We start from the raw sequence: 25,482 nt of genomic DNA on the forward strand, positions 1-25,482 counted from the left end.
GGCCTGAAACTGACGCGGTTTTTCCCAAGAGTTGACTGCACCGAGGAATCCTCTTTGCGGTACCGTTCGCGCCTGACGCGGGGTTTCAAGGCCGGGGGACCTTTTGAATCGGTTTGTCTTCAGAGTGCTGGGGCCGCTGGTCGTCCAGACCGATGAGGGTCCGCTGCGCATCAACGGCCGGCGCCAGGCCACGGTCCTGTCCATGCTGGTGCTCTACGCCGACCGGATCGTTTCGGTGGACACCCTGGTCGACGCCGTCTGGCCGGAATCGCCCCCGGCGACGGCGCGCAACCAGATCGCCATCTGCGTGGCCACCCTCCGCAAGACCTTCAAGCAGGCCGGGGTGACCGATCTGCTGATCACTTCTCCCCCGGGCTACGTGCTGGCCAAGGGTGAACACCGCATCGACGTCCAGGAATTCATGGAGCGGGCCGAGCAGGGGCGGGACGCCGCCCGGCACGGCCGGACCGAAGAGGCGTGCACGCAGTTCGAGGAGGCGCTGAGCATCTGGCGCGGCTCCGCACTGGACGAGCCGTCCGGATCGCGGCTGGAGGCGGAGACCACCAGACTGGAGCAGATGCGGCTCGCGCTCATGGAGGAACGGGCCGGGCTGATGCTCCAGTTGGGCCGCCACCGCGCGCTCACCGGTGAGCTCAGCGAGCTGGTGGCCCGGCACCCCCTGCGCGAGCAGTGCCGCGAACACCTGATGCTGGCCCTGTACCGGTCGGGGCAGCGCGCCGAGGCCCTGGAGGTGTTCCTGCAGGGCCGCCGGTTACTCACCGAGCAGCTCGGGATCGAACCGGGTCCCGGACTGCGGCAGCTGCACGACCTGATCCTGCGCGACTCCCCCGAGCTGACCAGGCCCCCCACCGCGGTGGCGCCGGCGCCGACGGCCCTGAACACCATCCCCGCGCAACTGCCCGCCGACGTCATGGCGTTCACCGGCCGGCAGCGCGAGATGACCTCCCTGGACCGGCTCCTGAAGGAGCCCTACAACCCGCACACCCCGGCGCTGGCGACGATCGTCGGCGTCGGCGGGGTGGGCAAGACCGCGCTCGCGGTGCACTGGGCGAGCCAGGTCGCCGATCAGTTCCCGGACGGCCAGCTGTTCGCCGATCTGCGCGGCTACGACGAGGAGCACGCCCCGGTGTCCCCCGCCGCCGTGCTCGACCGGTTCCTGCGCGCCCTCGGGATCGGGGCGCCCCAGATCCCGCCGGACCCCGACGAGCGGGCCTCGCTGTTCCGGAGCCTGCTCAGCACCCGCAAGACACTGATCGTCCTGGACAACGTACGGTCCTTCCACCAGCTCAGACCCCTGCTCCCGGGCGGTGGCCGCAGCGTGGTGCTGGCCACCAGCCGGGAGAGCCTGGGGGACCTGACCGGGGACTACACGACGCTGACGCTGCGGCTGCGGATGCTGGAACCGACCGAGGCGACGGCCCTGCTCATCAAGCTCGCCGGGGCCGACCGGTTCGGCAGCGACCCGGTGGCGGTGGAACAGCTCGGCGCCCTGTGCGACTGTCTGCCCCTCGCGCTGCGGATCGCGGGGGCGCGCCTGGCGGCCAAACCCGGGCTGAGCGTACGGAGCCTGGTGGCGCGGCTGCGCGACCACCGGTCCCGGCTCGACGTGCTGAGCCCGGGCGAGGGCGGGGTGCGGGCCGGCTTCCGGCTCACCTACCGGGACCTGCCGCCGGAGGCGGCCCGGATGTACCGCAGGCTCGGACTGCTGCGCACGGCGGACTTCGCCGCCTGGGCGGGAGCGGCCGTACTGGACACCGATGTGTGGCACGCGGAGGAGCTGATCGACCAGCTGGTCGACGCGCAGCTGCTGGAGGTCGCCGACACGGCGCCGGGGCGGGCCGCACGCTACCGGTTCCAGGACCTGCTGAGGCTGTTCGCCCGCGAGCGCGCGGAGTCGGACGAACCGGAGGGGGAGACGGACGCCGCGCTGGACCGGGCCTTCGCGGCCTGGGTCTGGCTGGCCGAGGAGGCGCACCGGCGGATCGACGGGCGCCGGTTCCCGGCGGGGCGTACGCCCGCGCCCGCCCCCCTGTTCCTGACGGAGCTGGCCGACGAACTGCTGGACTCCCCGATGGACTGGTTCGAGTCGGAGCGCACGGCGGTGGCGGACCTGGTGGCCCAGGCGGCGGAGACGGGCCGGGCCCGCTACGCGTGGACGCTGACCGAGAGCACGGTCCCGCACTTCGAGACGAAGAACTACCTGGAGGACTGGCAGCGCTGTGCCGAGCAGGCGCTGGCCTCTGCCCGGCGCGCCGGGGACGAGCCGGGCGAGGCGACCATGCTGCGCCTGCTGGGGTCGCTGGCGATCTACCAGCGGCGGTACGAACAGGCCGAGGGCTGGAACATGGCGGCGCTGCGGTTGCTGCGCAACACCGGTGACGTGGGCGGGGCGGCGCTCGCCCAGCGGAACCTGGCCATGTGCGCGCGGTTCCAGGGGGACTGGGAGCGGGCCCTGGAGTTCTGCGAAGCGGCCCTCGGCGGTTTCCACGCGTCGGGGGACATCGGGAACGAGGCCCATCTGCTGGGGTTCCAGGCGCAGATCGAGCTGGACCGGGGCAACGTGGGCGGTGCGCTGCCGCTCGCCGAGGAGGCGGTGGCGCTGAGCCGGCGCACCGGATCGGTGCGGGCGGAGGCGCAGAGCGTGTACCGGCTGGCCGAGGTGCGGCTGCGCGCGGGTGATCTCGGCGAGGCCGCGGAGGCCTTCGGCGCGGTCCTGCGGCTGACCCGGGGCGAGGGCGACCGGGTCGGGGAGGCGCACGCGCTGCGCGGGCTGGGACAGACACAGTGGAGCCAGGGCCTGCTGTCGGCGGCGGGAGGGACGCTGCAGCAGGCCCTGGAGATCACGGATGAGCTGGCGGATCGTTTCCTGTACGCCCGCGTGGTGACCGATCTCGGATGTGTGGAGGCGATCGGCGGCCGCCTGGCAGAGGCGGCGGAGAGGTTCCGGCGGGCGCGGTCCGCCTTCGGGGAGGTCGGCGCGCAGCCCTGGCGGGCGCAGGCGAGCCGGTTACTGGCGGCGGTCCAGGGCGCGGCGGGTGAGCCGGGCGGTGGGGACGGACCGAGTGGCGCGCGTGGGGCGGGTGGCGCGGGCGGTGCGGGTGGCGCGGGCGGTACGGGTGGGGCGGGTGGCGCGGGCGGTACGGGTGGCGTGGGCGGTGCGGGCGGGCCTGTCGGGAACGGCCGGCCGGGCGGTGGGGACGCCGGTGCGGACGCCGCCGGGCTGCCGCATCGTTCCTTCAGTGCAGCGGAGTTGACCCTGCTGCTGACTCCGCCGCAGGACTAGGTCGTCTCTTTCGGATCTTGTCGGTCGGCCCGCGTCGTCCGGTGCCGTGCATCGCAAGGCGGAGGAGCGCCGTTGTACTGGACGTACTGCGGTGCTCCGACAACGCGGCGAGGTGCGGTGCCGGGCGACGCGGGCCCGGCAAGATCCGAAAGAGACGACCTAGCACCGGGCGGGGCGGGGCTGCGGCGGGGGCCGGTCAGCCCCAGGGCATGTCGCCGTTCGTGCCGGCGGAGCCGGGGTGCGGGGGGACCAGCGGCTTGACGACACCCCAGGGCATGTCGTCGGCCTGCGTGGTGGTCCTCGTGTCCGCCAGGACGGCCGACGCTCCCCCCGTACCCACGAACACTCCCGCAAGAACGACCAGGCAGGCCGCCGCCGTCGTGTTCGCCGTCTTCACCGTCCGCGTGCTGCGCATCTGGGAATCCCCTCTCGGTGGATCATCGCTGCCGCTCGCTGCGGCATGAATGGAACAGTAGGGACGCCTCCTTTTTCTTCTGTGTTCCATCGATTTCGTGACCCCGGCCGCCCTCGAAATCGCCACGATATCGAGGAGACAACGCACTCCACTAGCTTCGTTCAGAGATTCTTCTCCATGAATCACGGATGGGGCGGTAGATGGAATTCCGAGTGCTCGGGCCAGTCGAGGTACGGCGGGACGGCCACCGGGTCGCGTTCTCCGGGGCGAAGCTGCACACCGTGCTCGCGGCGCTCCTCGTGGCCCGTGAAGAGGTGATCTCCGACGAACGGCTGTGCCGGCTGCTGTGGGGCTGGGCTCCGCCGGCCACCGTCAGCGCACAGCTCTACACCTATGTTTCACGCTTGCGCAAGATTCTCGGCGACGAGGTTCTGATCGATCGTAGGCCGCCCGGATATGCCATGAGCATCGGTAATGCGACCCTCGACCTGACGGAATTCGAGAGGCTGGCGCTCGGCGGCCGCGAGGCATTGATCGCCGAGGACTTCGAAAAGGCAGGTGAGCTGCTGCGCGGCGCCCTGGCGCGGTGGAACGGACTGCCCTTCGCCAACGCCACGGAATACCTCGCCGACACCGAGGCGCCGCGGCTGACCGAGGCCCGGACGGTCACCCTGGAGCACCGCATCGCCGCCGACCTCGCCCTGGGCCGGCACGAGCAGATCACCGGCGAACTGACCGGCCTCGTCGCCGAGTTCCCGCTGCGCGAGCGCATCCGGTGCCAGCTGATGACCGCGCTGTGCCGGTCCGGGCGGCAGGCGGACGCCATCCACCTCTACCACCACGGCCGCGCGGTGCTCGCCGACGAGCTCGGCGTGAACCCCGGCGAAGAGCTCCAGTCCACCTACCGGGCCCTGCTGGAGGGCACGCTGGACCGGCAGCCGCGCTCCGCCTCCTCAGCCGCCGTACTGACCGGCCCGCGGCGGGACGCTTCCGGCCGCCCGGCCGGCGCTCCGGCCATGCTGCCGCCCGACACCGTCGACTTCACCGGCCGTGAGCCCGAACTGGAGCTGCTGTGCCGTGCGCTGGCTCCCGACGGGCAGGGCGCCGGGCGGCCCCGCCGGGTGCTGGTCACCGGAATGGCCGGGCTCGGCAAGACCGCCCTCGCCGTCCACGCGGCCCACCGCTGCCAGCGGCACTTCCCCGACGGGCAGCTGTACGCCGACCTGCGCGCCCCGGACGGCACTCCCCGGCACCCCACCCGGGTGCTGCGCGGGCTGCTGCGCGCGCTGGGCCCCATGGACGACGTACCGGCCGCCGAGGACCAGGACCAGCTGGTCCGCCTCTACCGCGAGCGGACCCGGGGCAGGCAGCTGCTGATCGTGCTGGACAACGCCTCCGGGGCCGCCCAGCTGGGTCCGCTGCTGCCCAACACCCCGGAACCGGCGGTCCTGGTCACCGGGCGGACGGCCCTGCCCACCGTGGCCGGGGCGCACACCGTGGCCCTCGCCCCCCTGGAGCCCAGGCACTCGCTGGAGCTGCTCTCCGCCGCGGCCGGTCCCGCCCGGGTGGCCGCCGCGCCCGGTGCGGCGTCCTCGATCGTCGAGCACTGCGCCGGTCTGCCCCTCGCCCTGCGGATCGTCGGGACCCGGATCGCGGCCCGCCCGCACTCCACCCCGGACCGGCTCGCGCGCAGGCTGGCCGATCCCGTCACCCGGCTGCGGGAACTGCACTCGGGCGACCTGGACGTCCACACCTCGCTGCTGCCGTCCTGGCGGGCGCTGGAGCCCGAGGTGCGGGCGGTGTTCCCGGTGCTGGCCGCGCTCGGCCCCCAGCCGTTCCCCGCCGCCGAGGCGGCGCTGTCGCTGCGGCTTCCCGAGGCCGAGGCCGAACGGCGGCTCGAGGCGCTCGCCGACGCGGCCCTGCTGGAGGTCAGCGGCGCGGACGAGTGGGGCCAGCCCTGCTACCTGTTCCATCCGCTCGTACGGCTCTTCGCGCTCTCGCTGGACGAGGGTGCGTTGCCCGACTGCGGGAGCTCCGGCCGGACGGAACATAACCGGCGGCTAACTCACCGCCCCTAGCCTCGCCCTGCCCCGCAGCAGCGCGCTCCGGCCCGTATCGACCCCAGGCACGCACCAGCCAACGGCCCGTAACACCGAATGGAGTTGGACCATGACCGAGCTCCTGCCCGCTCGCGCGGACAGTGCCGCGTCCTTCCCGATGACCGAGACGCAGCAGGCACTGATGATCGGACGGGGTGAGGCAGTCGAACTGGGCGGTATCGGCTGCTACGGATACTTCGAATGGGAGCGCGAGGACCTCGATCCCGCGCGTTTCGCCGCCGCCTGGCGCAAGGTGGTCGCCCGGCACGACATGCTCCGCGCGATCGGCCGCACGGACGGCACCCAGTGGGTGCCCGCCGACCCGCTGCCCTTCGACATACCGGTCGTGGACCTGCGCGACCTGTCGGAGGAGGCCGCGCGGGAACGGCTCGCCTCGCTGCGGGACGAGATGAGCCACGTGGTCTTCCCGGTGGGCAGCTGGCCGCTGTTCGACCTGCGGATCATCGAGCTGGGCGGCCCGGGGAACCCCGGCCGGGTCCACCTCGGCATCGACCTCCAGGTGCTGGACGCCTCCAGCGCCTTCCAGGTGCTCTTCCCCGAGCTGGTCGACCTGTACGAGAACCCGGACGCCGAACTCCCGGAGCCCGGGATCGGCTTCGCCGAGTACGCCCGCTGGCGCGCCGACGCCCTGCCGCACACCGAGGCCTTCCGCACCGCCCGTGCGTACTGGCTGGAGCGCATCCCCACCCTGCCGCCGGCCCCCTCGCTGCCCACGGGCGGCTCCGCCGACGGCGGGCGCGAGGTGCGTTTCGACCGGCGCGAGCACCGCCTGTCCCCCGCCGACTGGCAGCGCTTCACCGCGCGGGCGCACGAAGCGGGACTGACCCCGTCGGTGCTGCTCACCGCCGCCTTCGCGGAGGTGGTCCGGTGCTGGGCCGAGGAGTCCGACTTCACCATCAACTACCCGATCTTCCAGCGTCCCGCGGTGCACCCGGACATCGCCGGTGTGCTCGGTGACTTCACCAATGCCGTGATGCTCGCCGCCGACGGTTCGGGCGCGACCTTCCTGGACCGGGCGCACGCCCTGCGCGACCAGCTCGCCCGCGACGCGGAGCACGGCGCCTTCAACGGCGTACGGGTGCTGCGCGAGCTGACCCGGCTGCACGGGGTGGGCGCGCAGGCCGGCATGCCGGTCGTCGTCACCAGCCTGCTCGACTACCCGGTGCGCAGGCCCGTCACGGACCTGGGCCGGGAGGTGTACTCGATCTCGCAGACCCCGCAGGTCTCGCTCGACGTACAGCTGCGCGAACTGGCCGGTGAGCTGCGCGTCATCTGGGACTTCGTCGACGGGGCGTTCGCGCCCGGTTTCGTCGACGCCGCCTTCGGCGTGTACGTGGACCTCCTGGAGCGGATCAACGACGACCCGCAGTCCCTGCACACCCGGCGCTTCGACCTGATCCCGGCGGCCGAGCGGACGCTGCGCCGCCAGGTCAACGACACCGCCGGGCAGATCCCGTACACCACCCTGCACGAGCTGTTCGCCCGGCAGGTGGAGCGTACGCCCGACGCCGAGGCCGTGGTGGACGCCGGCGGACGGCGGCTGAGCTACGCCGAACTGGCCTCGTACGCCTGGCGGATCGGGCACACCCTGCGGGACCACGGGGCGGCCCCGGGCGAGCTGGTCGCCGTGGTGATGGAGAAGGGCTGGGAGCAGTACGCCGCGGTGTACGGGATCCTCGCCTCCGGCGCCGCGTACCTGCCGCTGGATCCGTCCGTGCCCCCGGAGCGGCTGCGCCGCCTGCTCGCCGAGGCCAAGGTCGACCGGATCCTCACCCAGTCCCGCCTGGACTCCCGGATCAGCTGGCCGCCGACGGCCCGCCGCTACCGGGTGGACAAGGACTTCGAGTCGGGCGCCGACACCCGGCCCGACACCGCGCAGACCCCCGCGGACCTCGCGTACACCATCTTCACCTCGGGCTCGACGGGTGAGCCCAAGGGCGTGATGGTCGACCACATCGGCGTGGTCAACCTGGTCCGCGATGTCGCCGAGCGCTTCGAGGTCGGCGCCCGGGACCGGCTGCTTGCCATCTCCGGGCTGCATTTCGACGCCTCGATCTACGACGTCTTCGGGGTGCTGACCCAGGGCGGGACCGTGGTGCTGCCCCCGCCCTTCGAGCACGCCGAGCCCGACGTCTGGGCCGATCTGGTGCAGGCGGAGCAGGTCACCCTGTGGAACTCCGTACCCGTGCTGATGGAACTGCTCGTCGGGGAGGCGGAGGTGCGCGAGCGCCGCGGCGGCGGCCGGCCACTGGAGTCCCTGCGGCTGTCCGTGCTCTCGGGCGACTGGATCCCGCTGACGCTGCCGGACCGGCTGCGGGCGCAGAGCCCGCGGATCCAGGTGGTGGGTTCGGGCGGTCCGACCGAGACGATCTGCTGGTCGCTGTTCCAGCCGATCGGCGAGGTCGACCCGTCCTGGACGAGCATCCCGTACGGCAGGCCGATCACCAACCAGCGCTACTACATCGTCGACCCGGCCGCCTACGAGCGTCCGCTCGGGGTGGTCGGCGAGATGGCCGTGGCCAGCGACGTCGGGCTCGCGCTCGGCTACTGGAACGACGCGGAGCGCACCGCGAACCGCTTCGTCCACCTGCCGGAGAGCGGCGAACGCGCCTATCTGACCGGTGACCTGGGCCGGTACCTGCCGGACGGCAGCATCGAGATCCTGGGCCGCGACGACTTCCAGGTGAAGATCCAGGGCCACCGGATCGAGCTGGGCGAGATCGAGGCCGTACTGCGCCAGGACCCCGGGGTCGGCGCGGCCGTGGTGGTGGCCCCCGCCAGTGCCCACGGGGTACGGCGGCTGCACGCCTTCGTGGTGGCCGACGGCGACGCGGCCGGGCCGGTGCTGGAGCGGCTCGCCGCCCAGCTGCCGGCCTACATGGTGCCGGCCGCCCTCACCGTGCTGCCGGAGCTCCCGCTGACCCGCAACGGCAAGGTGGACCGGCTGCTGCTGGCCTCCTCCGCCGGGCGGCAGCAGCAGTCCGCCGACGAGGCGGCCGTACGGGACGGCGGGGACGGGCCCGGCAGTGCGCTGGAGCTGGTGCTGTGCGCGGCGGTCGCGGACATCCTCGGCCTGGACGGGGTGGCGCCCGGTGACAACTTCTTCAGCCTGGGCGGCGATTCGCTCAGCGGTACCCGGCTGGCCGGCCTGCTCAAGGAGCTGCTGGGGGTGCCGGTGCCCGTCAAGACGGTGTTCCAGAACCCGCTGATCCGCGAACTGGCGGAGAGGATCGCCGCGGACGAGCAGCACGGCGCGGAGGCGGTCGCCGCCGCGGAGGCCTTCGGCGAACTGGAGGCGGACGGGGCGGACGAGCCGGACGCGCCGGCCGGCGACGCGGTCCGGATCCGCACGGAGAACACGGTCAGCACGGACGATTCCGAGAGGGGACAGTCATGAGTCTCACCCTGCCCGCGCCCGTCACCGAGCCGGAGCTGCCCACGGCTCCCGGCGCCGCTCCCGGCCCCGGACCCGACCCCGACCTGGTCGATTTCGCCGGGCACGCCGCACAGCGGCTCAGAGAGCGCGACGGCGCCCTGTACTCGCTGCTGGCCCGTGAGTCGGCCCGTCAGCGCGACACCCTGATGATGGTCGCGGCGTCCAGCGTCGCGGACCCCTCCGTCCTGGCCTGCGAGGGCAGCGCGCTCGGCAACCTGACCGCCGAGGGCTTCCCCGGGAACCGCTACCACGCCGGCTGCGGGGTCGCCGACGAGATCGAACGCCTCGCGATCGACCGGGCGTGCGCGGCCTTCGGGGCGCAGGACGCGATCGTGCAGCCGCACTCCGGCTCCTCCGCGAACCTCGCGGTGATCACGGCGCTGCTGAGCCCGGGTGACAGCCTGCTCGGGCTGGACCTGGACTGCGGCGGCCACCTCACCCACGGCTCCCCCGCCTCGGTGACCGGCCGCTACTACCGTGCCCACGGCTACCGGGTGACACCGGACGGGCTGCTCGACTACGACCAGATCCGCGAGCTGGCCCTGGAGCACCGTCCGAAGCTGATCGTCTGCGGGGCGAGCGCCTACCCCCGCAGCATCGACTTCGCCCGCTTCCGGGAGATCGCGGACGAGGCCAACGCCTATCTCCTGGCCGACATCTCGCACATCGCCGGACTGGTCGCGGCCGGCCTCCACCAGAGCCCCGTCGACCACGCCCACGTGACGACCACCAGCACCTACAAGCAGCTGTACGGCCCGCGCGGCGGGCTGATCATGCTCGGCCGGGACGCCCGCAGGCCCGGACCGGAGCGCGGCACCCTCGCCGCGACCTTGCGCCGCGCCGTGTTCCCCTTCACGCAGGGCACGCCCGACCTGGCGTCGGTGGCGGCCAAGGCGCGCGCCCTGGACTTCGTGGCGAGCCCCGATTTCGCCGAGCTCGCCAAGCGGCTCGCGGACGGCGCGCAGGCGATCGCCGAGCGTCTCTCGGACCGGGGATTCCGGCTGGTCACCGGCGGTACGGACACCCACATGGTGCTGCTCGACCTGCGCGGCAGCGGGGTCACCGGGGACGTCGCCGAGCAGGCCCTGGAGTCCTGCGGGATCGTCGTCAACCGCAACCGGGTCCCCGGCGACACCACGCCGGTCCGGGTGACCGGTGGACTGCGGCTGGGCACCAACACGCTGGCCGCGCGCGGCATGGACCACGCGGTGGCCGCCGAGTGCGCCGACCTGGTCGCCGATGTCCTCGTCGCGCTGCGCGCGCAGGGCGGCGTACTGACGGACGCGCTGCGCGACCGGGTGCGCACCCGGGTCTCCGAGCTGTGCGCGGCCCACCCCCTGCCGGGGTATCTGCCGTGACCTTCAGCGGCTTCCCGCCCTCGGCGCTGCGCCTGTACGAGGACCTCGCGGCCGACAACAGCAAGGAGGCGTGGCGCCTGCGCCACCGCGAGCGGTACGAGCGTGACGTACGTGCGCCGATGGACGAGCCGGCCGCTGAACGGAGCATGGATTCGAAGGAGTCGGCCTTCCGGGAGTCGGCCGGGCCGGGTGCAGGCGCTCGGCCCGGCCCGGCCCGGTACACCCGGATGTCCCGCGAGCGAGGAGTTGACGTACCGTCATGACCATCGGGAGTTTCGAGACCGCCGATCTGCGCAGCGACACGGTGACCCGGCCGGGTCCCGGGATGCGGGCCGCGATGGCCGGCGCGGAGGTCGGTGACGACCTCTTCGGGGAGGATCCGACCGTCCGCGCGCTGGAGGACCGGCTCGGCGGGCTCTTCGGTTTCTCCGCGGCGCTGTTCACACCGTCCGGGGTGATGGCCAACCAGATCGCCCTCCAGCTCCTCGTCGGCCCCGGCGAGGAGCTGGTGTGCGATGCCGAGGCGCACGTCCTGGCGCACGAGGAGGCCTCCCCGGCCCGCTACGGCGGGATCCAGACCCGCACGGTGACCGCCGAGCGGGGGGTGATCACCCCGGCCCTGCTGGCCGGGGTGATCCGGCGGGGCAACCCGTACACGCTCGGTACCCGTGCGGTGGAGGTGGAGCAGACCCACACCCGGGCCGGCGGTACGGTCCACCCGCTGGGGACGCTGCGCGCCGTACGGGAACTGACGGCCGGCGCGGGCCTGACGGTCCACATGGACGGGGCCCGGATCTGGAACGCGATGGCCGCGACGGGCACGTCGGCGCGGGCGTACGGGGAGACGGTCGACTCGCTGTCCGTGTGCCTGTCGAAGGGCCTGGGCGCACCGGTCGGGTCGGTGCTCCTGCTGCCGGTCGAACACCTGCCGCGCGCAAGGAAGTTGCGGCACGGACTGGGCGGCGGGATGCGGCAGTCGGGCATCCTGGCGGCTGCGGGACTGTACGCCCTGGACCACCACGTGGAGCGGATCGCGGAGGACCACGCCAACGCCGGGCTGCTGGCGGCGGGGCTGCGGGACGCGGGGTTCACCGTGCGCCCGCCGGAGACCAACATCGTCCTCATCGAGGTACCCGGCGCCGACGCGGTCGTCGCACGGGCGGCGCAGGAAGGAGTGCTGGTGACCGCGCCCGGCCCGCGGACGGTCCGGCTGGTCACCCATCTGGACGCAGGAGAGAAGGCGTGCCGGCGGGCCCTCGAGGTGCTGGTCGCCGTTATGACCGATGTCGTCGCCGCGGCGCGCAACACCGCGCCCGCGGGACACCTGTAAGAAGCGGAAGAGAGCGAAGTAGCAGCATGAGCTTAGAAGTACGGCCCGCCACGGCGGATCTGTGGGACGACATCCGGAAGGTGCTCCAGCCGAAGAAGAGCGCGCACACGTGCTGGTGCATGGCCTGGCGGCTGTCCACCGGCGACTACGGGCGGCTCACCGCGGACGAGCGGGGCGAGCACCTGCAGAACCTCATGGAGAAGGCCGATCCGCCGCCCGGGGTCCTGGGATTCCTGGACGGCGAGGTGGCCGGCTGGTGCAACGTGGCGCCGCGCCGCCAGCTCGACCGGCTGACCTCGTCGAAGACGATCACACCGGTGGACGATCTGCCGGTGTGGTCGGTGACCTGCTTCGTCGTGCGCAAGGAGTTCCGCGGCAAGGGGGTCGCCTCGGGCCTGCTGGAGGGGGCCGTCGAGCACGCACGGACCCATGGCGCGCCCGCCGTCGAGGGGTATCCGGTGGACCCGGAGGGCGGCCGGGTGAACCCGACCCTCGCCTACGTGGGGACGATGGACATGTTCGAGCGGGCCGGTTTCCGCCGGGTCCACCGCACCGAGGCCAAGAGCGACAAGCGCCACCGCTGGGTCGTCCGGCGCGACCTGGTCTGACGGCCTCGGCCGTACGCAGAAGGGGCTCCCGCGGTGCGGGGGCCCCTTCCCTCGTGCGGTGCCGGTCAGGGCGTGTGCGCCGCGGTGTCCCACAGCTGGGCCGGGCGCCCGCAGCGCATGGCCTCCCATGCCGCGCGCCGGTAGCAGCCCGCCACCAGGCCGTCCCGGACCAGCCCCGAGGCGCCGTGCAGATGGACCGCGTCACGTGTCACATCGAGGGTGGTCTCCGCCGTGAGGGCGATCAGCCCGGCGGCCTCCCCCGGGGTGAGCCGGTCCTCGTCGAGGTCACGGGCGGCGTCGCCCACGGCCCAGCGCACGGCGTCGAGGCGGGCCAGCAGGCCGGCCACCCGCAGCCGGGGGCCCTGGTGTTTGACCAGGGCCTGGCCGAACTGCTGCCGGCCGCGGATCCGGGAGACGACCGCGGTCAGGGCGGCCGCCGTGATCCCGGCCAGCAGCGAGGCCTGGTGGACGGCGGCGCGCAGCCCCACCCGGGCGAGGGCGTTTTCGGCGGCGAGGCCGCGCAGCAGGACCGCTCCGGCCGGCAGCCGGGCCTCGTCGAAGACGGCGCCGGCGACGGCTCCGCCGCCGTGGTCGCGCAGCGGGCGTACCGCCACGCCCTCCGTGGGCAGGCCCACGAGCGCCACGCACGGGCCGTCGGGGCCGCTCGCCAGGACCAGCAGGGCGCCCGGCCCGACTCCGGCGGCGAAGGGGCCCCCGGTGCCGGTGAGTACGACTCCGCCGGTGTCCCCGTCCGGTTTCCAGGTGATGCCCGGCGGTACGGTGCCGCGCGGATCGGGCAGCCGGCCCGGCACGGCGAGCTGCACCTCCCCGGTCCGTACCCGGTCCAGGAGGCCGTCGGTCTCCTCGGGGGCGAGGGGGCCGAGGCCCGAGATCAGGTCCAGGGCGAGGAGGGTGTCGGTCAGCGGGACGGGCTGCATCGCGTTGCCCGCCTCCTCGCAGACCATGGCGACGACCGCCTGGCCCAGGTCGAGGCCGTCCTTGCCGATGGGGAGGGCGAATTCCCAGGCGCCCACCTGGGTCAGCGCCTCCCAGGCGCCGGCGGGCGTGTCCCCGTCGACCTCCAGGCCCTGGCGCACGGTGAGCCGCAGCTGCCGGAAGAGGGAGTCCTCGTCCTCCCGCTCCCGCCACCGTTCGGGCGCGTCCGCCGCGCCCCGGCCGCCCGTCCCGTTCCCGCCTACCGCCTGTGACGTCACGGCCGTACCTCCGCCCCTGAGTCGAGACGCAGCCGGGCCAGCGTCTCCAGCATCATTTCCGCGGTGCCGCCCGAAATCCGCATTCCCGGGGCTTCGCGCAACGCAGAATCGAGTGGGTGTGCCACCCCGTCGACCTCGGGGTCGTCGAGGGTCATGCTGCGGTCGCCGTCGAGTTCCGCGGCCCACCAGGCCACCTCCGCGGCGAGCTCGGTGGTGTACCACTTGGCGGCGGCCGCCTCGTCCTCGTTGAGCTCGCCCCGGTCGAGGCGGGTGAGGACGCGGCGGACCAGCGTGCCCGCCGCGAGCAGCCGGGCGTTGAGCTTGGCCAGGCCGATCTGGTCGTGCTGGCCCGCCTCCAGCCGGTCGGTGTGGACCTCCAGCCGTTCCACGGCGGCCCGGTACCAGCGCAGCGCCTTGACGTAGTAGTCGAGGCCGGTGCGCTCGAAGGCGAGCGTCTTGACGACGATCGCCCAGCCCTGGCCGGTCTCGCCGACCACGTCGTCGGCGGTCACGGCCACGCCGTCGAGGGTGACCTCGTGGAAGGCGTCGTCGCCCATGCCGGGGATCTGCCGGATGGTGACGCCCTCCTGGGCCAGGGGGACCAGGAAGAGGCTGAAGGCGTCGTCCTCGCCCCGGGCCAGGCACAGGCCGTAGTCGGCGAGCCGGGCGAAGAGCGAATGGACCTTGGTTCCGTACAGCTTGTAGCCGCCCTTGCCGTCGGACACGGCGCGGGTGGAGAGGATGTTGAGGTCGGAGCCGGCCTGGGGTTCGCTGAACAGCACGCAGCCGAAGGCGGTGCCGGCCGCGAAGCCCGGCAGGTGCCGGGCCTTCATCGCGGGACTCGCGACATTGAGCAGGGTGGATCCGACGATCTGCACGGTGAGGGTGTGCAGCAGATCGGGCACGTCGTGCATGGCCAGTTCCTCGACCAGTACGGCGGCCGCGACCTGGCTGATGCCGCGGCCGCCGTACTCCTCGGGCCACTGGGGGGCGAGGAGGCCCCGTTCGCCCAGGGCCCGGTGGATGGGCCGCGGGTCGCGGGTGCGCCGGGCCTCGGCCACGGGGGCGGAGACCAGGATGTCGTGGATGTCCTCGCGCAGGGCCCGCATGGGGGTGCGGGGCACGTCGGCTCCGCTCCGCAGCAGCCCGCAGTCCGCGGGCGCACGGTAGAACTCGGTGGTGAGCACGGGCAACTCCCTAGATGGTGAGCGGGGATGCGGGCGCGGCGGTGGCCCGGTCCAGCACGTCCTCGATTCCGGTGAGCAGGCCCCGCACGTCCTCGGGCGTGGCCGCGTGGCGGTTGTACTCGGCGGTGCCGCCGATCTCGCCGTCCCGTTCCACGAGGCCGACACAGGCGAGGGCGGCGGCCGGGTCGGGGCTGTAGAGCTCCAGGTGCCGGGCGGGCGGTCCCGGCAGCTGGCCGACCTCGATGCCCGGGAGGTCCAGGGGGACCGCCGGGTAGTTGTGGAGGGCGAACAGGACGTCGTACGGCGGGGGCGTGCCCTCGCCGAACAGGACGTCCACGGGCAGGCGCTGGTGGGCCAGCGCGTCGGCCACCGCGGTCCGGGTGCGGTGCAGCAGTTCCCGGAAGGTGGGGCCGCCCGCCAGGTCGAGCCGGATCGGTACCACGGTGGTGAACTGCCCGACGGCGCCCTCGAGGGCGCCCGCGAAGCGGCCGGCCGCGGGGGTGCCGATCACCAGGGAGGTACGGGCCTGCCTGCGGGCCAGTACCACGGCCAGCGCGGCGAGCAGCGTCATGAACGGGGTGGCCCCCTCGGCCGCGCCCAGTTCCAGCCCGCCGGCGACCGGCCCGCGGGCCAGCCGTACGGGCACGTGACCGCGTTCGAATCCGCCGGGTGCCCGGGGTGCGGGCGGATCGGCGGCGAACACCGCGCGTCGGCGGGCCAGTTCGGCCGAGCCGTCGGGTCCGGCGAGCCAACGGTGCTGCCAGTCGGCGTAGTCGGGGAACTGCAGTGCGGGCGGGACGAGGGCCGCCGGGCCCTCGCGGTAGCCCGTGGCCAGGTCCGTGAGGAGGACCCCGGAGGACCAGCCGTCGAAGACCGCGAGGTGGGAGGCGAGGATCAGGACGTGCTCGTCGGGGGCGAGCCGCAGCAGCCGGAAGGCGCTGGTGCGGCCGCTCTCCAGGTCGAGGACGGTGGAGGCGCTCTCGGTGCTCTGCAGGGCCACGCGTTCGGCGGCGGCCTGCGGGGTGAAGCCCGAGAGGTCGGCCCGGGTGAGCCGCAGAACCGGTTCCTCGTCCACGTGCAGCCTCGGCTGCCCGCTGGTGGAGACGGTGAGCCGGGTGCGCAGCGCCTCGTGGCGGCGCAGCACCCCGGTGAGGGCCTCCGCGAGCCGCTCTGGGTCGAGCGGCCCGGTCAGCCGCAGGGCGTGCGAGCCGGTGGCGACAGCCGGGTGGGTGCGTTCGCGGCGCCACAGCCGGGCCTGGAGCGCGGTCGGGGGGACCGGCCCCGCGCCGGAGCGCGGGGCCGGGTGGGCGGGTACGGGCTGCCGGGCGGCCAGCATCAGCCGGGCGAGCTCGCGCTTCGCCTCGGGGAGCGCGGCGAGCGCTCCTTCGAGCCCGGCCCCGTCGGCCATCAGGGACCGTCCGGGTGCTGGAGGGAGCCGAGCAGGGCGGCGGCCTCGTCGTCGCTCATGTTCTCGATCTGCTCGAAGACCGCGAGCAGCCGGTCCTGTTCGCCGGCGGCCTCCGCCTTGGCCTTACGGACCAGCTCGGCGAGTCCGGAGACCGTCGGGCGGCCGAAGAAGTCGGCGAGGGCGATGTCGATGCCGAAGAGGGCGCGGACCCGGGAGACCACGATGGTGGCCTGCAGGGAGCTGCCGCCCAGGGCGAAGAAGTCGCCCTCCACGTCCGGGTTCTGCCATTCCAGGAGCGGGGTGAGGATGTCCCGGCAGATCTGTTCCTCGACGGCGTCGCGCGGCGCGGTGCCGCCCTGCGCGGACAGTTCGGCCGGCTGGGGCAGGGCGGCGGTGTCGACCTTGCCGTGCGGGGTGAGCGGCAGTTCGTCCAGGACGACGACGACCGGAACCATGTAGCCGGGCAGCCGGCCGGCCGCGTAGGCGCGCAGGCCCTCGGCGTCGGCGACCTCGGAGGCGTAGGAGCCCACCTGTTCGACGGTGACGTAGGCGGCCAGCATGCGCTCGCCGCCCGCGGCGGGCTGGGCCACGACGACGGCCTGCTGCACCGACGGGTGCCCGGTGAGCACGGACTCGATCTCGCCGGGCTCGATGCGGTGGCCGCGCACCTTGAGCTGGCGGTCGGTGCGGCCGAGGAAGTCCAGGTTGCCGCCGGGCAGCCAGCGGACCAGGTCACCGGTGCGGTAGAGGCGCTCGGTCTCGGGGCCGTCCGCGTAGGGGTTGCCGGCGAAGCGGTCGGCGGTGAGCTCGGGGCGGCCCAGGTAGCCGCGGGCCACGCCGGGGCCGGCGACGCACAGTTCGCCGGGCACGCCGGGCGGGACGGGGCGCAGCCGCTCGTCGAGGACGAAGGCCTGGTGGCCCGGCATGGGCCGGCCGATCGGGGGGTTCCGGTCGTAGCTGCCGGTGCAGTCCATCAGGGTGACGGCGACGGTCGCCTCGGTGGGGCCGTAGCCGTTGACGAACCTGCGCTCCCCCGCGGTCCATTCGGCGACCAGCCTGCCGGGGAAGGCCTCGCCGCCCACGGAGACCAGCCGCAGGTCGGGCAGGCCTGCCTGGTCGAGCAACGGCAGCAGGGCGGGCGGGAGTTCGGCGACGGTGACCGCGTCCTCGCACATCCGGGTCTGGAGCAGGGCCGGATCGCGGCGCTCGTCGTCGGTGGCGATGACGAGCGAGCCGCCGGCGAGCAGGGTGGTGAAGATCTCGAAGACGGAGACGTCGAAGGTGAGCGGGGCGAACTGCAGGACGCGGTCCTCGGCCCGGATCTCGTAGGCCTTGGCGATGGTGCGGGAGAAGTGGGTGACCGAGCGGTGCTCGATCATGACCCCCTTGGGGGTTCCGCTGCTGCCCGAGGTGTAGAGCACGTAGGCCAGGTCGCCGGGGTGGGAGGTCGGCGCGAGGGAGGGGACCTCCCGGACGGGGGCGGCCGTTCCGGTGGTCACCAGCTCCAGCGGTACCGGCAGTTGCGCGGCCTCGTCGACGAGGGCGTGCCTGACCTTGGCGTCGGTGAGGACCGTACGGGTCCGCTCGGCCGGGGCGGCCGGGTCGACCGGGATGTAGTGGGCCCCCGCCTTGAGCACGCCGAGGACTCCGGCGACGGCGGCCGGTCCGCGGGCGACGCACACCGCGACGGGGTCGCCGTGCCGGACACCGCGGTCGCGCAGCCGGTGCGCGATGGCCTCGGACCAGCGGTCGAGGGCGGCGTAGTCGAGCCGGGTGGAGCCGTGGCGGACGGCGACGGCATCGGGGTGGATGGTGGCCCGCTCGCGGAACGCGCGGTCCAGGGTGGTGGTCCAGGCGGCCTCGTCCACCGGGCCGCCGCGCGACAGCTCGCGGGCGTGCCGGGAGGCGGCCGGCTCCTCGACCAGGCTGATGTCGCCGACCAGGAGGTCGGGGTTCTCGGCGACCTGCTCCAGCACCTGGCGGAAGGCGGCGAGCAGGGCGCTCGCCGTGCCGTGCCGGTAGAGGGAAGTGTTGTACTCGAGGGAGAGTTCCAGGCCGTCGTTCTCGCCGACCAGGAAGCTCATGTCGAACTTGGCCGCGCCGTCGTGCAGTTGCTCCATGCTGAACTCGACGTCGGCGGCCTGCGCCCGGTGGGTTCCCCAGCGGCCGAGCGAGGTGAACTCGATCTGGAAGAGCGGGTGCCGCAGCGGGTCGCGCACCGGGCGGACGGCCTCGACGACCTGCTCGAAGGGCAGCTCGCTGTTGGTGAAGGAGTCCATGACGGAGGCCGCGGTACGGGTCACCAGCTCGCGGAAGGTGAGCCGGTCGGTGACCTCGGTCCGCAGGGTGATCATCTGCACGAAGCAGCCGATGACCTGTTCCAGGTCGGGGTGCGGCCGGGAGGCGCTGGCCGTGCCGACGACGACGTCCTCGGTACGGGTCCAGTGCCGCAGCAGCGCGTTGAACGCGGCGAGCAGGGTGGTGAAGACGGTGGTGTTGCCGGCGTCGGCGAGCTCGGTGAGGCGGTCCAGCAGCTTCTGGTCCAGGGTCAGTTTCAGACCGCGACCGTCGCCGCGGGTCTCGGGACCGCGCGGGTGGTCGGGCAGGACCTCGGTGGCCACTGCGCCGGCCAGGATCTGGCGCCATTTGCCCGCCAGGGCCCGGCCGTGCTCGTCGTTCTCCAGCTTGGCGCGCTGCCAGGCCGCGAAGTCGGCGTACTCGACGGCGAGCGGGGGGGCCTCGGGGCGTTTGCCCGCGGCGGCCGCCGCGTAGCTGGAGGTCAGCTCCTCGGTGAAGATGCGGGTCGAGCCCGGGTCCCAGGCGACGTGGTGGACGACCCAGAGCAGGACGTGCCGGTCCTCGGCGAGGCGGACCAGGTGGGCGCGGACGGGCGGGGCGGCGGCCAGGTCGAAGGGGGCGGCGGCGCAGGTGGCGGTGAGCTCGGCGAGTTCGCGGTCCGCGTCCTCGCTGCCGGACAGGTCGGTGCTCTGGACGCCGAGCACGAAGGAGGGGACGGGCTCCTGCCAGGGGACACCGTCGATCTCGACGAGTTTGCTGTGGAGCACCTGGTGGCGGGCGACGACGGCGTTCAGCGCCTCGTGCAGGGCGGCCCGGTCGAGGGGGCCGCCCAGGTGTATCGCCAGGGCTATGTTGTTGCGGGCCTTGCCGGCACCGAGCTTGTCGACGAACCACATCTGCTCCTGCTGGAAGGAGGAGCGGGACCGCGGTCCGTGGTCGGCGCGCCCCAGTTCGATGCGGCGGCCCACGCCGGCCGTCATCTGGTTGCGCATCCGCCCCAGCAGCCGGGAGCGCTGTCCCTGGGGCAGACGGCCGAGCCGTTCGGCGAGATCAGACATGGGTTCCTCCGTTGCGGTGCAGGTCGGCGAGGAGCGCGGCGAGAGCGTCGGGCAGGTGCTTGGCGAAGTAGTGGCGGCCCCCGGGGATCACGGCGAGCCGCACGTCGGCCGCGTAGCGGCCCCAGGCGCGGTAGCCGTCCTCGTATCCCTCGGTCGCGTCGTCGGCGTCGCCGATGATGCAGGTGAGGGGGGTGGCCAGGGGCCGGTCGTAGCCGCCCGGGGTGCGGGCGAAGAAGCGGGCGGCCTCGGTCATGTCGTGGCGGACCATCCGCAGGACGGAGGTGAGGTCGCTGTCGTCGAGGACGCCGTCGAAGCCGTCCATGGTGGTCAGGTAGGCGACGAGGTCGTCGTCGCCGGAGACGCGTTCCATCTCCAGGGCGTACTCGGGGTCCTCCTCGGGGAGGGCCGCGGCGAGGTCCAGGGCGATGGGCCGCTGCCCCATCCGTTCCAGCACGTGGGTGGTCTCCAGCGCGGTGACGACTCCGGCGCAGTGGCCGTAGACCGCGTACGGGCCCTGCACGGTGCGGGCGATCTCCTGCGCGGCGAGTTCGGCGAACTCGGGGACCGGCAGCATCGGGCCGGGGCGCAGCGGGTCGTGTCCGGGCGGCGAGACGGCCAGGAGCTCGATGTGCGGCGGGAGCTGTGCGGCGAGGGGCTGGTAGGCGATGGCGTCGCCGCCTCCGTGCGGGAAGCAGACGAGGGTCAACGAGGTGGTGCCGGGCGGGCGTTGGGGCGTGAGCCGGTGCAGCAGTCCGGGGCCCGGCGCTCCCGCGCCCGTTCCGGCGAGTTCGGCGGTGCGGGCGGCGAGGGCGGCCGGGGTCGGGTTGCTGAAGAGGTCGACGACGCGCAGGGCGGCGGCTCCGCCGTCCGGCAGGGCGGTGGCGACGGCGCGGACCGCGCGTACGGCGGCGAAGGAGTCCCCGCCGAGGGCGAAGAAGTCGTCGTCGGGCGCCACCTGCACCCCGAGCACCTCGGCCCAGACGGCGGCGATCCGCAGGGCGACCGGGTCCGCTCCCACGTGCGCCGCGGCGGCGGTGGGGCCCGGCGCGGTTGCGGTGGGGCGCGGGTCGGGCAGCGCGCCCCGGTCCACCTTGCCGTTGGGGCTGAGCGGCAGCCGCTCCAGCGGCACCAGGTCGGCGGGGACGCAGTGCGGCGGCAGGACGGCGGCGAGCGCGGTGCGCAGGACGGCCGTGTCCACGTCGGCGCCCTCCTCGGGCACCACGTAGCCGACGAGCCGGTCGGAGCCGGCGGTGCGGCGGGCGGCGACGACGGCCTCGCGGACCCCGGGGCACGCGCGCAGCGCGCTCTCCACCTCGCCGGGCTCGATGCGGAGCCCGTTCAGCTTGATCCGGAAGTCGGTGCGGCCGAGGAGTTCGATCGTGCCGTCGGCTCCGTAGCGGGCCAGGTCGCCGGTGCGGTACAGCCGTTCGGTGCGTCCGGGCTCCAGTTCGACCCGGACGAACTTCTCCTCGGTCAGCTCGGGCCGGCCCAGGTAGCCGCGGGCCAGTCCGACCCCGCCGAGGTGGAGTTCGCCGGGCACGCCGACGGGGACGAGGCGGTCCTGCGGGTCGAGGACGTAGGCGAGCTGGTTGGCCATGGGCCGCCCGTACGGGAGCTTCGTCCACTCGGGATCGACCCGGCCGACGGGGTACTCCACCGAGTGGATGGAGGCCTCGGTCGCCCCGCCGAGCGCCACGAAGGACAGGCCGGGCGCGAAGGCGCGGATCCGGTCGGGCTGGGTGACGGGGATCCAGTCGCCGCCGAGGAAGGCGGTGCGCAGCTTCGGCAGCCGGGGTCCGCCGGCGTGTTCGAGCTGGTCGGTGAGGAGACCGAGGAGGGCGGGGGCGGAGTTCCAGACGGTGACGCCGTGCCGCTCGACGAGGTCGGCCCAGTGCGCCGGGTCCTTGGCGGCGGCCGGGTCGGGCAGGACGAGCGTGCCGCCCGCGGCCAGGATGCCGAGGGTCTCGTAGACGCTCATGTCGAAGCTGGGCGAGGACAGGGCGAGGACACTGTCGCCGGGCCCGATGCCGTACGAACGGTTGAGGTCGAGGAGGTTGTTGACCACGCCGCGGTGTTCCAGGGCGATGCCCTTGGGGGTGCCGGTGGAGCCCGAGGTGAAGATGATGTAGGCCAGGTCCCGGGAGGTGACGGGGACGGCCGGCCGGGTCGGGGGCAGCTCGGCGAGCGCGGCCCGGTCGGTGTCGAGCAGCACCTGCGCGGTGCCGGCGGGGACGGGCAGCCGGCCGATCAGCTCGGCGTCGGAGACGACGATGGGCGGTGCGGAGTCCCGCAGCAGGAGCGCCAGGCGCTCGGCCGGGTAGTCCGGGTCGAGGGGTACGTAGGCTCCACCGGCCTTGAGGACGGCGAGGATCGCGGTGACCAGGCCGGGGCCCCGGCGCAGGCACAGGGCGACGGTCCGGTCGGGTCCTGCGCCGGCTTCGACGAGACGGTGCGCGAGCCGGTTGGCGCGCTCCTCCAGTTCCCGGTAGGTGACGTTCCAGCCGCCGAGTCCGCCGAGGACCACCGCGGGCGCGTCGGGCCGCCGGTCGGCGTGCTGCTCGAACAGCTCGTGCAGGCAGGCATCCTGGGGGAAGGGGGCGCGGGTGGCGTTCCAGTCGTCCAGGGCGGCGCGGCGCTCGCCGTCGGTGAGCAGGGGCAGGACGGACAGCGGGGCGTCCGGGCGGGCGAGCGCCCCTTCGAGGGTGGTGAGGAAGTGGCCGAGGAGGCGGTCCACGGTCGCGGCGTCGAACAGGGCCGTGGGGTACTCGACGAGGGCCCGGACCGCCGTGCCGGTGTCGTGGACGCTGATCATAAGGTCGTACTTGGTGGCGTGCGAGGAGAAGTCGATGGGCTCGGTGGCGACGCCCGCCAGGCCCGGGGCGGTGTCCGGGGTCTCGTCGAGGAGGAACATCACGGAGGTGAGCGGCGGCCGGCTCGGGTCCCGGGGCAGTCCGAGGGCGTCGACGATCAGGTCGAAGGGCAGTTCCTGGTGCGCGTACGCCTGGAGGGTGGTGTGGCGGGTGGCTCGGACCAGCTCGGAGAAGCCGGGGTCGCCGCCGGTTCTGATGCGCAGCGGCAGGGTGTTGACGAAGAAGCCGATGAGCTCGCCGAAGGCCGGGTGGTCGCGGCCGGAGACGGAGGTGCCGACGATGATGTCCTCCTGGCCGGTCCAGCGGCGCAGGGTGGCGGCGAAGCCGGCCAGCATCGTCATGTAGAGGGTGGCGCCCTCCGACTTGCCGAACTCCCGCAGCCGGGCGATGAGCCGGGGCGGGAGGTCGATGTAGCGGGAGGCGCCGGCATGGCCGAAGACGGGAGGTCTGGGCCGGTCGGTGGGCAGGTCCACGGGGGTGGCGCCGCCCAGCTCCTCGCGCCAGAAGGAGGTGAGGCCCTCCAGCCGGTCCCCGCTGACGCGGCGGCGCTGCCAGGTGGCGAAGTCGGCGTACTGGAGGGCGAGCGGGGCCGGGGCCTCGGCGGGCGCCCCGGTGCGGGCGGCGTAGGCGCGCTCCAGTTCGGTGTAGAGCACGCGCATGGACCAGCCGTCGGTGACGATGTGGTGCAGGTTCAGGACCAGGACGTGGTCCTCGGCGCCGATCCGGCCGAGCCGGGCCCGCAGCGGGACGGCGCCGGCCAGGTCGAAGGGGGCTCCCGCGTCGGCGTCGTAGAACGGCCGGACCGCGTCCTCACCGGGGAGCTCTGTCAATGGCAGGGGCAGCCGGTAGCCGTCCACCACGCGGGGCACGGCCTCGGTGGCGCCCTCCTGGTAGGTGTAGACGGTCCGCAGCACCTCGTGGCGGTCCACGATGTCCTGGAGCGCCCCGTGCAGGGCGCCGACGTCGAGCGGGCCGCGGATGCGGGTGGCCACCGGCACGTTGTAGGCGGGGCTGCCGGGCTGCAGCTGGTCGATGAACCAGAGGCGGCGCTGTGCGAAGGAGAGCACCGGCGGGTCGGCGGGGTCACGGGGCGCGGGATCGGGGTCCTCCCGTACTGCGGCGCGCCCGCCGGCTCGGCCGGTCAGGGCCTGGAACAGTGCCCGGCGGGACTTCGGCAGTGCGGCTATGCGTTCGGCGAGGGACTCGCTCACCTTGAGCCTCCGTGCGTCTTCGGGAGTCGGGAGAGGGATACGGCGAGGTGGCGCCGCGCGGTGCGCGGCGCTGGGGCTGGGGCTGCGGGTGGGTGGGGGGTGCGCGTGTCCGCGTCCGGGTGCGGGAGCGGGAGCGGACGTACGGGATGGGGCGCGGGGTGGGGCCCGGTGCACGGCGCGGTGCGCAGTGGGGCGCGGTGCGCAGTGGGGCGCGGTGCGCAGTGGGGCGCGGTGCGCAGTGGGGCGCGGTGCGCAGTGGGGCGCGGTGCGCAGTGGGGCGCGGTGCGGAGTGGGGCGCGGTGCGGAGTGGGGCGCGGTGCGGAGTGGGCGCCGTTCGGCCGGCGCCCACTCCCGCTCCCCCGTCGTGCGTCGATCAGGCGGTGATCCTGGCCTCGTCGGCGGCCGGAGATCCCTCCTCGGCGTTGTCACCGGCGGGCATTTCCTTGATCTTGGCCACCGGGCCGCCCAGCAGGGTCAGGCCTCCGACGATGGTCACGGCGCCGGCCACCGCGAGGCCGCCGGTCAGGCCAATGCCCTCGCCGAGCGCGCCGCCGGCGAAGTAGCCCAGCGACAGGGCGCCGTACACCGCGGAGAGCGCGGTGCCGCTGACGCGGCCCATCTGCTCGTTCGGGGTGACCCCCTGGACGAGGCTGAGGACGTGGATGTCGAACATCGGGGAGACGAAGCCGATGACGGCCTGGACCACGATCAGTCCGACGAAGCCGCCGACCGCGCCGCCCGTCGGGATCAGGATGTAGCCGGCGCCGAGGACGACGGCGGTGATCACCAGGAGGCGGCCGACGGAGAGGCTCTTGGAGACCACCTCGGAGAGCACCGCGCCGACGATGACGAAGACCGACATGACGGCGAAGGCGATGCCGACCTGGCCGGGGCTGAGGTTCAGCACCTTGTAGGCGTAGACGATCAGGAGGGCGTCACCCATCGCGGCACCGAGGTTGACCACGACGTTGGCGGTGAACAGGCCGCGCAGCACCGGGTTGCCGAAGAGGGTGCGCATGCCCTCCTTCATCTCTGCCTTGGCGGACGCCTTGCGCTCTTCGGTCCGCTCACGGGTGTCCCGGTGACGGATGACGAGCAGGGCGGCCAGCGAGATGAGGAAGGTGAACGCGTCGGCGGTGATGGCGCGGGCGGCGCCGAGCACCTGGATGAGCGCGCCACCGGCGCCGGCTCCGACTGCTTCCGCGACGCTCCGGCTGATCTGGAGTTTCGTATTGCCTTCGATGAGGTTCTCGGTGCCGATGAGCTGCGGCAGCCAGGACTGGTAGGAGACCTCGAAGAAGGTGGTGAGGATACCGGTGAGTGCGGCCACGATGTAGACGTGGGTCATGCTGACGGAATCGAGGGCGAATGCCAGCGGGATCGTTGCGAGGGCCAGGAAGCGGCCCAGGTCGGCGACGATCATGACGGTGCGCCGCGAGACCCGGTCGGCCACGAGCCCCGCGAACGGGGCGAGCAGCAGGAAGGGGAGGAAGCGCAGCGCGCCGAGCACGCCGACCTCCAAGGCTCCGCCGTCCAGCACCACGACCGCGAGGGTGGGTAGCGCGAGGAGGGAGATCTTGTCGCCGAAGTTGCTGACGGTCTGCCCGAACCACAGGCGATTGAAATCGGAATGCCGACCGAGTGCCATGTCGACGCCCTTTTCTG

General features: G+C 73.6%; 14 protein-coding genes. 7 read left to right on the forward strand and 7 right to left on the reverse strand.

What is annotated here, in order from left to right; translation table 11 throughout:
- Window positions 1-103: 103 nt before the first annotated feature.
- Entirely contained in the window at window positions 104-3,304 is a 3,201-nt protein-coding gene (locus OG444_RS06075) for an AfsR/SARP family transcriptional regulator (RefSeq protein WP_327261149.1), read from the forward strand.
- A 196-nt stretch (window positions 3,305-3,500) separates the two neighbouring features.
- On the opposite strand, the gene OG444_RS06080 is transcribed toward OG444_RS06075, so the two are convergent.
- Window positions 3,501-3,719 (reverse strand): hypothetical protein, encoded by a 219-nt coding sequence (locus OG444_RS06080; RefSeq protein ID WP_327261150.1) that lies wholly within the window; start codon window positions 3,717-3,719, stop codon window positions 3,501-3,503.
- A gap of 212 nt (window positions 3,720-3,931) precedes the next feature.
- Here OG444_RS06080 and OG444_RS06085 point away from each other — a divergent pair, with 212 nt between their 5' ends.
- The 6 genes from OG444_RS06085 (at window position 3,932) to OG444_RS06110 (ending at window position 12,571) form a co-directional block, all read left to right on the forward strand.
- Window positions 3,932-5,797, forward strand: a complete 1,866-nt coding sequence (locus OG444_RS06085; protein WP_327261151.1) for an AfsR/SARP family transcriptional regulator — start codon at window positions 3,932-3,934, stop codon at window positions 5,795-5,797.
- 91 nt (window positions 5,798-5,888) lie between these two features.
- Window positions 5,889-9,236, forward strand: coding sequence for a non-ribosomal peptide synthetase (locus OG444_RS06090; protein ID WP_327261152.1), 3,348 nt, complete (start codon window positions 5,889-5,891; stop codon window positions 9,234-9,236).
- Window positions 9,233-10,633 (forward strand): serine hydroxymethyltransferase, encoded by a 1,401-nt coding sequence (glyA, locus tag OG444_RS06095; RefSeq protein ID WP_327261153.1) that lies wholly within the window; start codon window positions 9,233-9,235, stop codon window positions 10,631-10,633. The genes OG444_RS06090 and glyA overlap by 4 nt, the downstream gene beginning before the upstream one ends.
- Window positions 10,630-10,896 carry a hypothetical protein gene (locus OG444_RS06100; protein ID WP_327261154.1) on the forward strand — a complete coding sequence of 89 codons (267 nt, stop codon included), beginning with the start codon at window positions 10,630-10,632 and terminating at the stop codon, window positions 10,894-10,896. The genes glyA and OG444_RS06100 overlap by 4 nt, the downstream gene beginning before the upstream one ends.
- Window positions 10,893-11,963: a threonine aldolase family protein gene (locus OG444_RS06105; protein WP_327261155.1), complete on the forward strand. Its 1,071-nt coding sequence runs from the start codon at window positions 10,893-10,895 to the stop codon at window positions 11,961-11,963. The genes OG444_RS06100 and OG444_RS06105 overlap by 4 nt, the downstream gene beginning before the upstream one ends.
- 26 nt (window positions 11,964-11,989) lie before the next feature.
- Complete coding sequence (locus OG444_RS06110; RefSeq protein WP_327261156.1) at window positions 11,990-12,571, forward strand: GNAT family N-acetyltransferase; 582 nt, start codon at window positions 11,990-11,992, stop codon at window positions 12,569-12,571.
- A gap of 65 nt (window positions 12,572-12,636) precedes the next feature.
- On the opposite strand, the gene OG444_RS06115 is transcribed toward OG444_RS06110, so the two are convergent.
- The 6 genes from OG444_RS06115 to OG444_RS06140 all read right to left on the reverse strand — a co-directional run bounded on the left by OG444_RS06115 (window position 12,637) and on the right by OG444_RS06140 (window position 25,465).
- Window positions 12,637-13,785 carry an acyl-CoA dehydrogenase family protein gene (locus OG444_RS06115; protein ID WP_327261157.1) on the reverse strand — a complete coding sequence of 383 codons (1,149 nt, stop codon included), beginning with the start codon at window positions 13,783-13,785 and terminating at the stop codon, window positions 12,637-12,639.
- Window positions 13,782-14,972, reverse strand: coding sequence for an acyl-CoA dehydrogenase family protein (locus OG444_RS06120; RefSeq protein WP_327261158.1), 1,191 nt, complete (start codon window positions 14,970-14,972; stop codon window positions 13,782-13,784). Before OG444_RS06120 ends, OG444_RS06115 begins: the two co-directional genes overlap by 4 nt.
- Before the next feature lie 10 nt (window positions 14,973-14,982).
- Window positions 14,983-16,380 carry a condensation domain-containing protein gene (locus tag OG444_RS06125; RefSeq protein ID WP_327261159.1) on the reverse strand — a complete coding sequence of 466 codons (1,398 nt, stop codon included), beginning with the start codon at window positions 16,378-16,380 and terminating at the stop codon, window positions 14,983-14,985.
- A complete protein-coding gene (locus tag OG444_RS06130) occupies window positions 16,380-19,736 on the reverse strand; it encodes a non-ribosomal peptide synthetase (protein ID WP_327261160.1) in 3,357 nt (1,118 codons plus the stop codon). The genes OG444_RS06125 and OG444_RS06130 overlap by 1 nt, the downstream gene beginning before the upstream one ends.
- On the reverse strand, window positions 19,729-23,817 hold the full coding sequence (locus OG444_RS06135) for a non-ribosomal peptide synthetase (protein WP_327261161.1): 4,089 nt from the start codon (window positions 23,815-23,817) through the stop codon (window positions 19,729-19,731). Before OG444_RS06135 ends, OG444_RS06130 begins: the two co-directional genes overlap by 8 nt.
- A 373-nt stretch (window positions 23,818-24,190) precedes the next feature.
- Window positions 24,191-25,465 (reverse strand): MFS transporter, encoded by a 1,275-nt coding sequence (locus tag OG444_RS06140; RefSeq protein WP_327261162.1) that lies wholly within the window; start codon window positions 25,463-25,465, stop codon window positions 24,191-24,193.
- Between the last annotated feature and the right edge of the window lie 17 nt (window positions 25,466-25,482).

Origin of the sequence: Streptomyces sp. NBC_01232, assembly GCF_035989885.1 — a bacterium.
Lineage (GTDB): Bacteria > Actinomycetota > Actinomycetes > Streptomycetales > Streptomycetaceae > Streptomyces.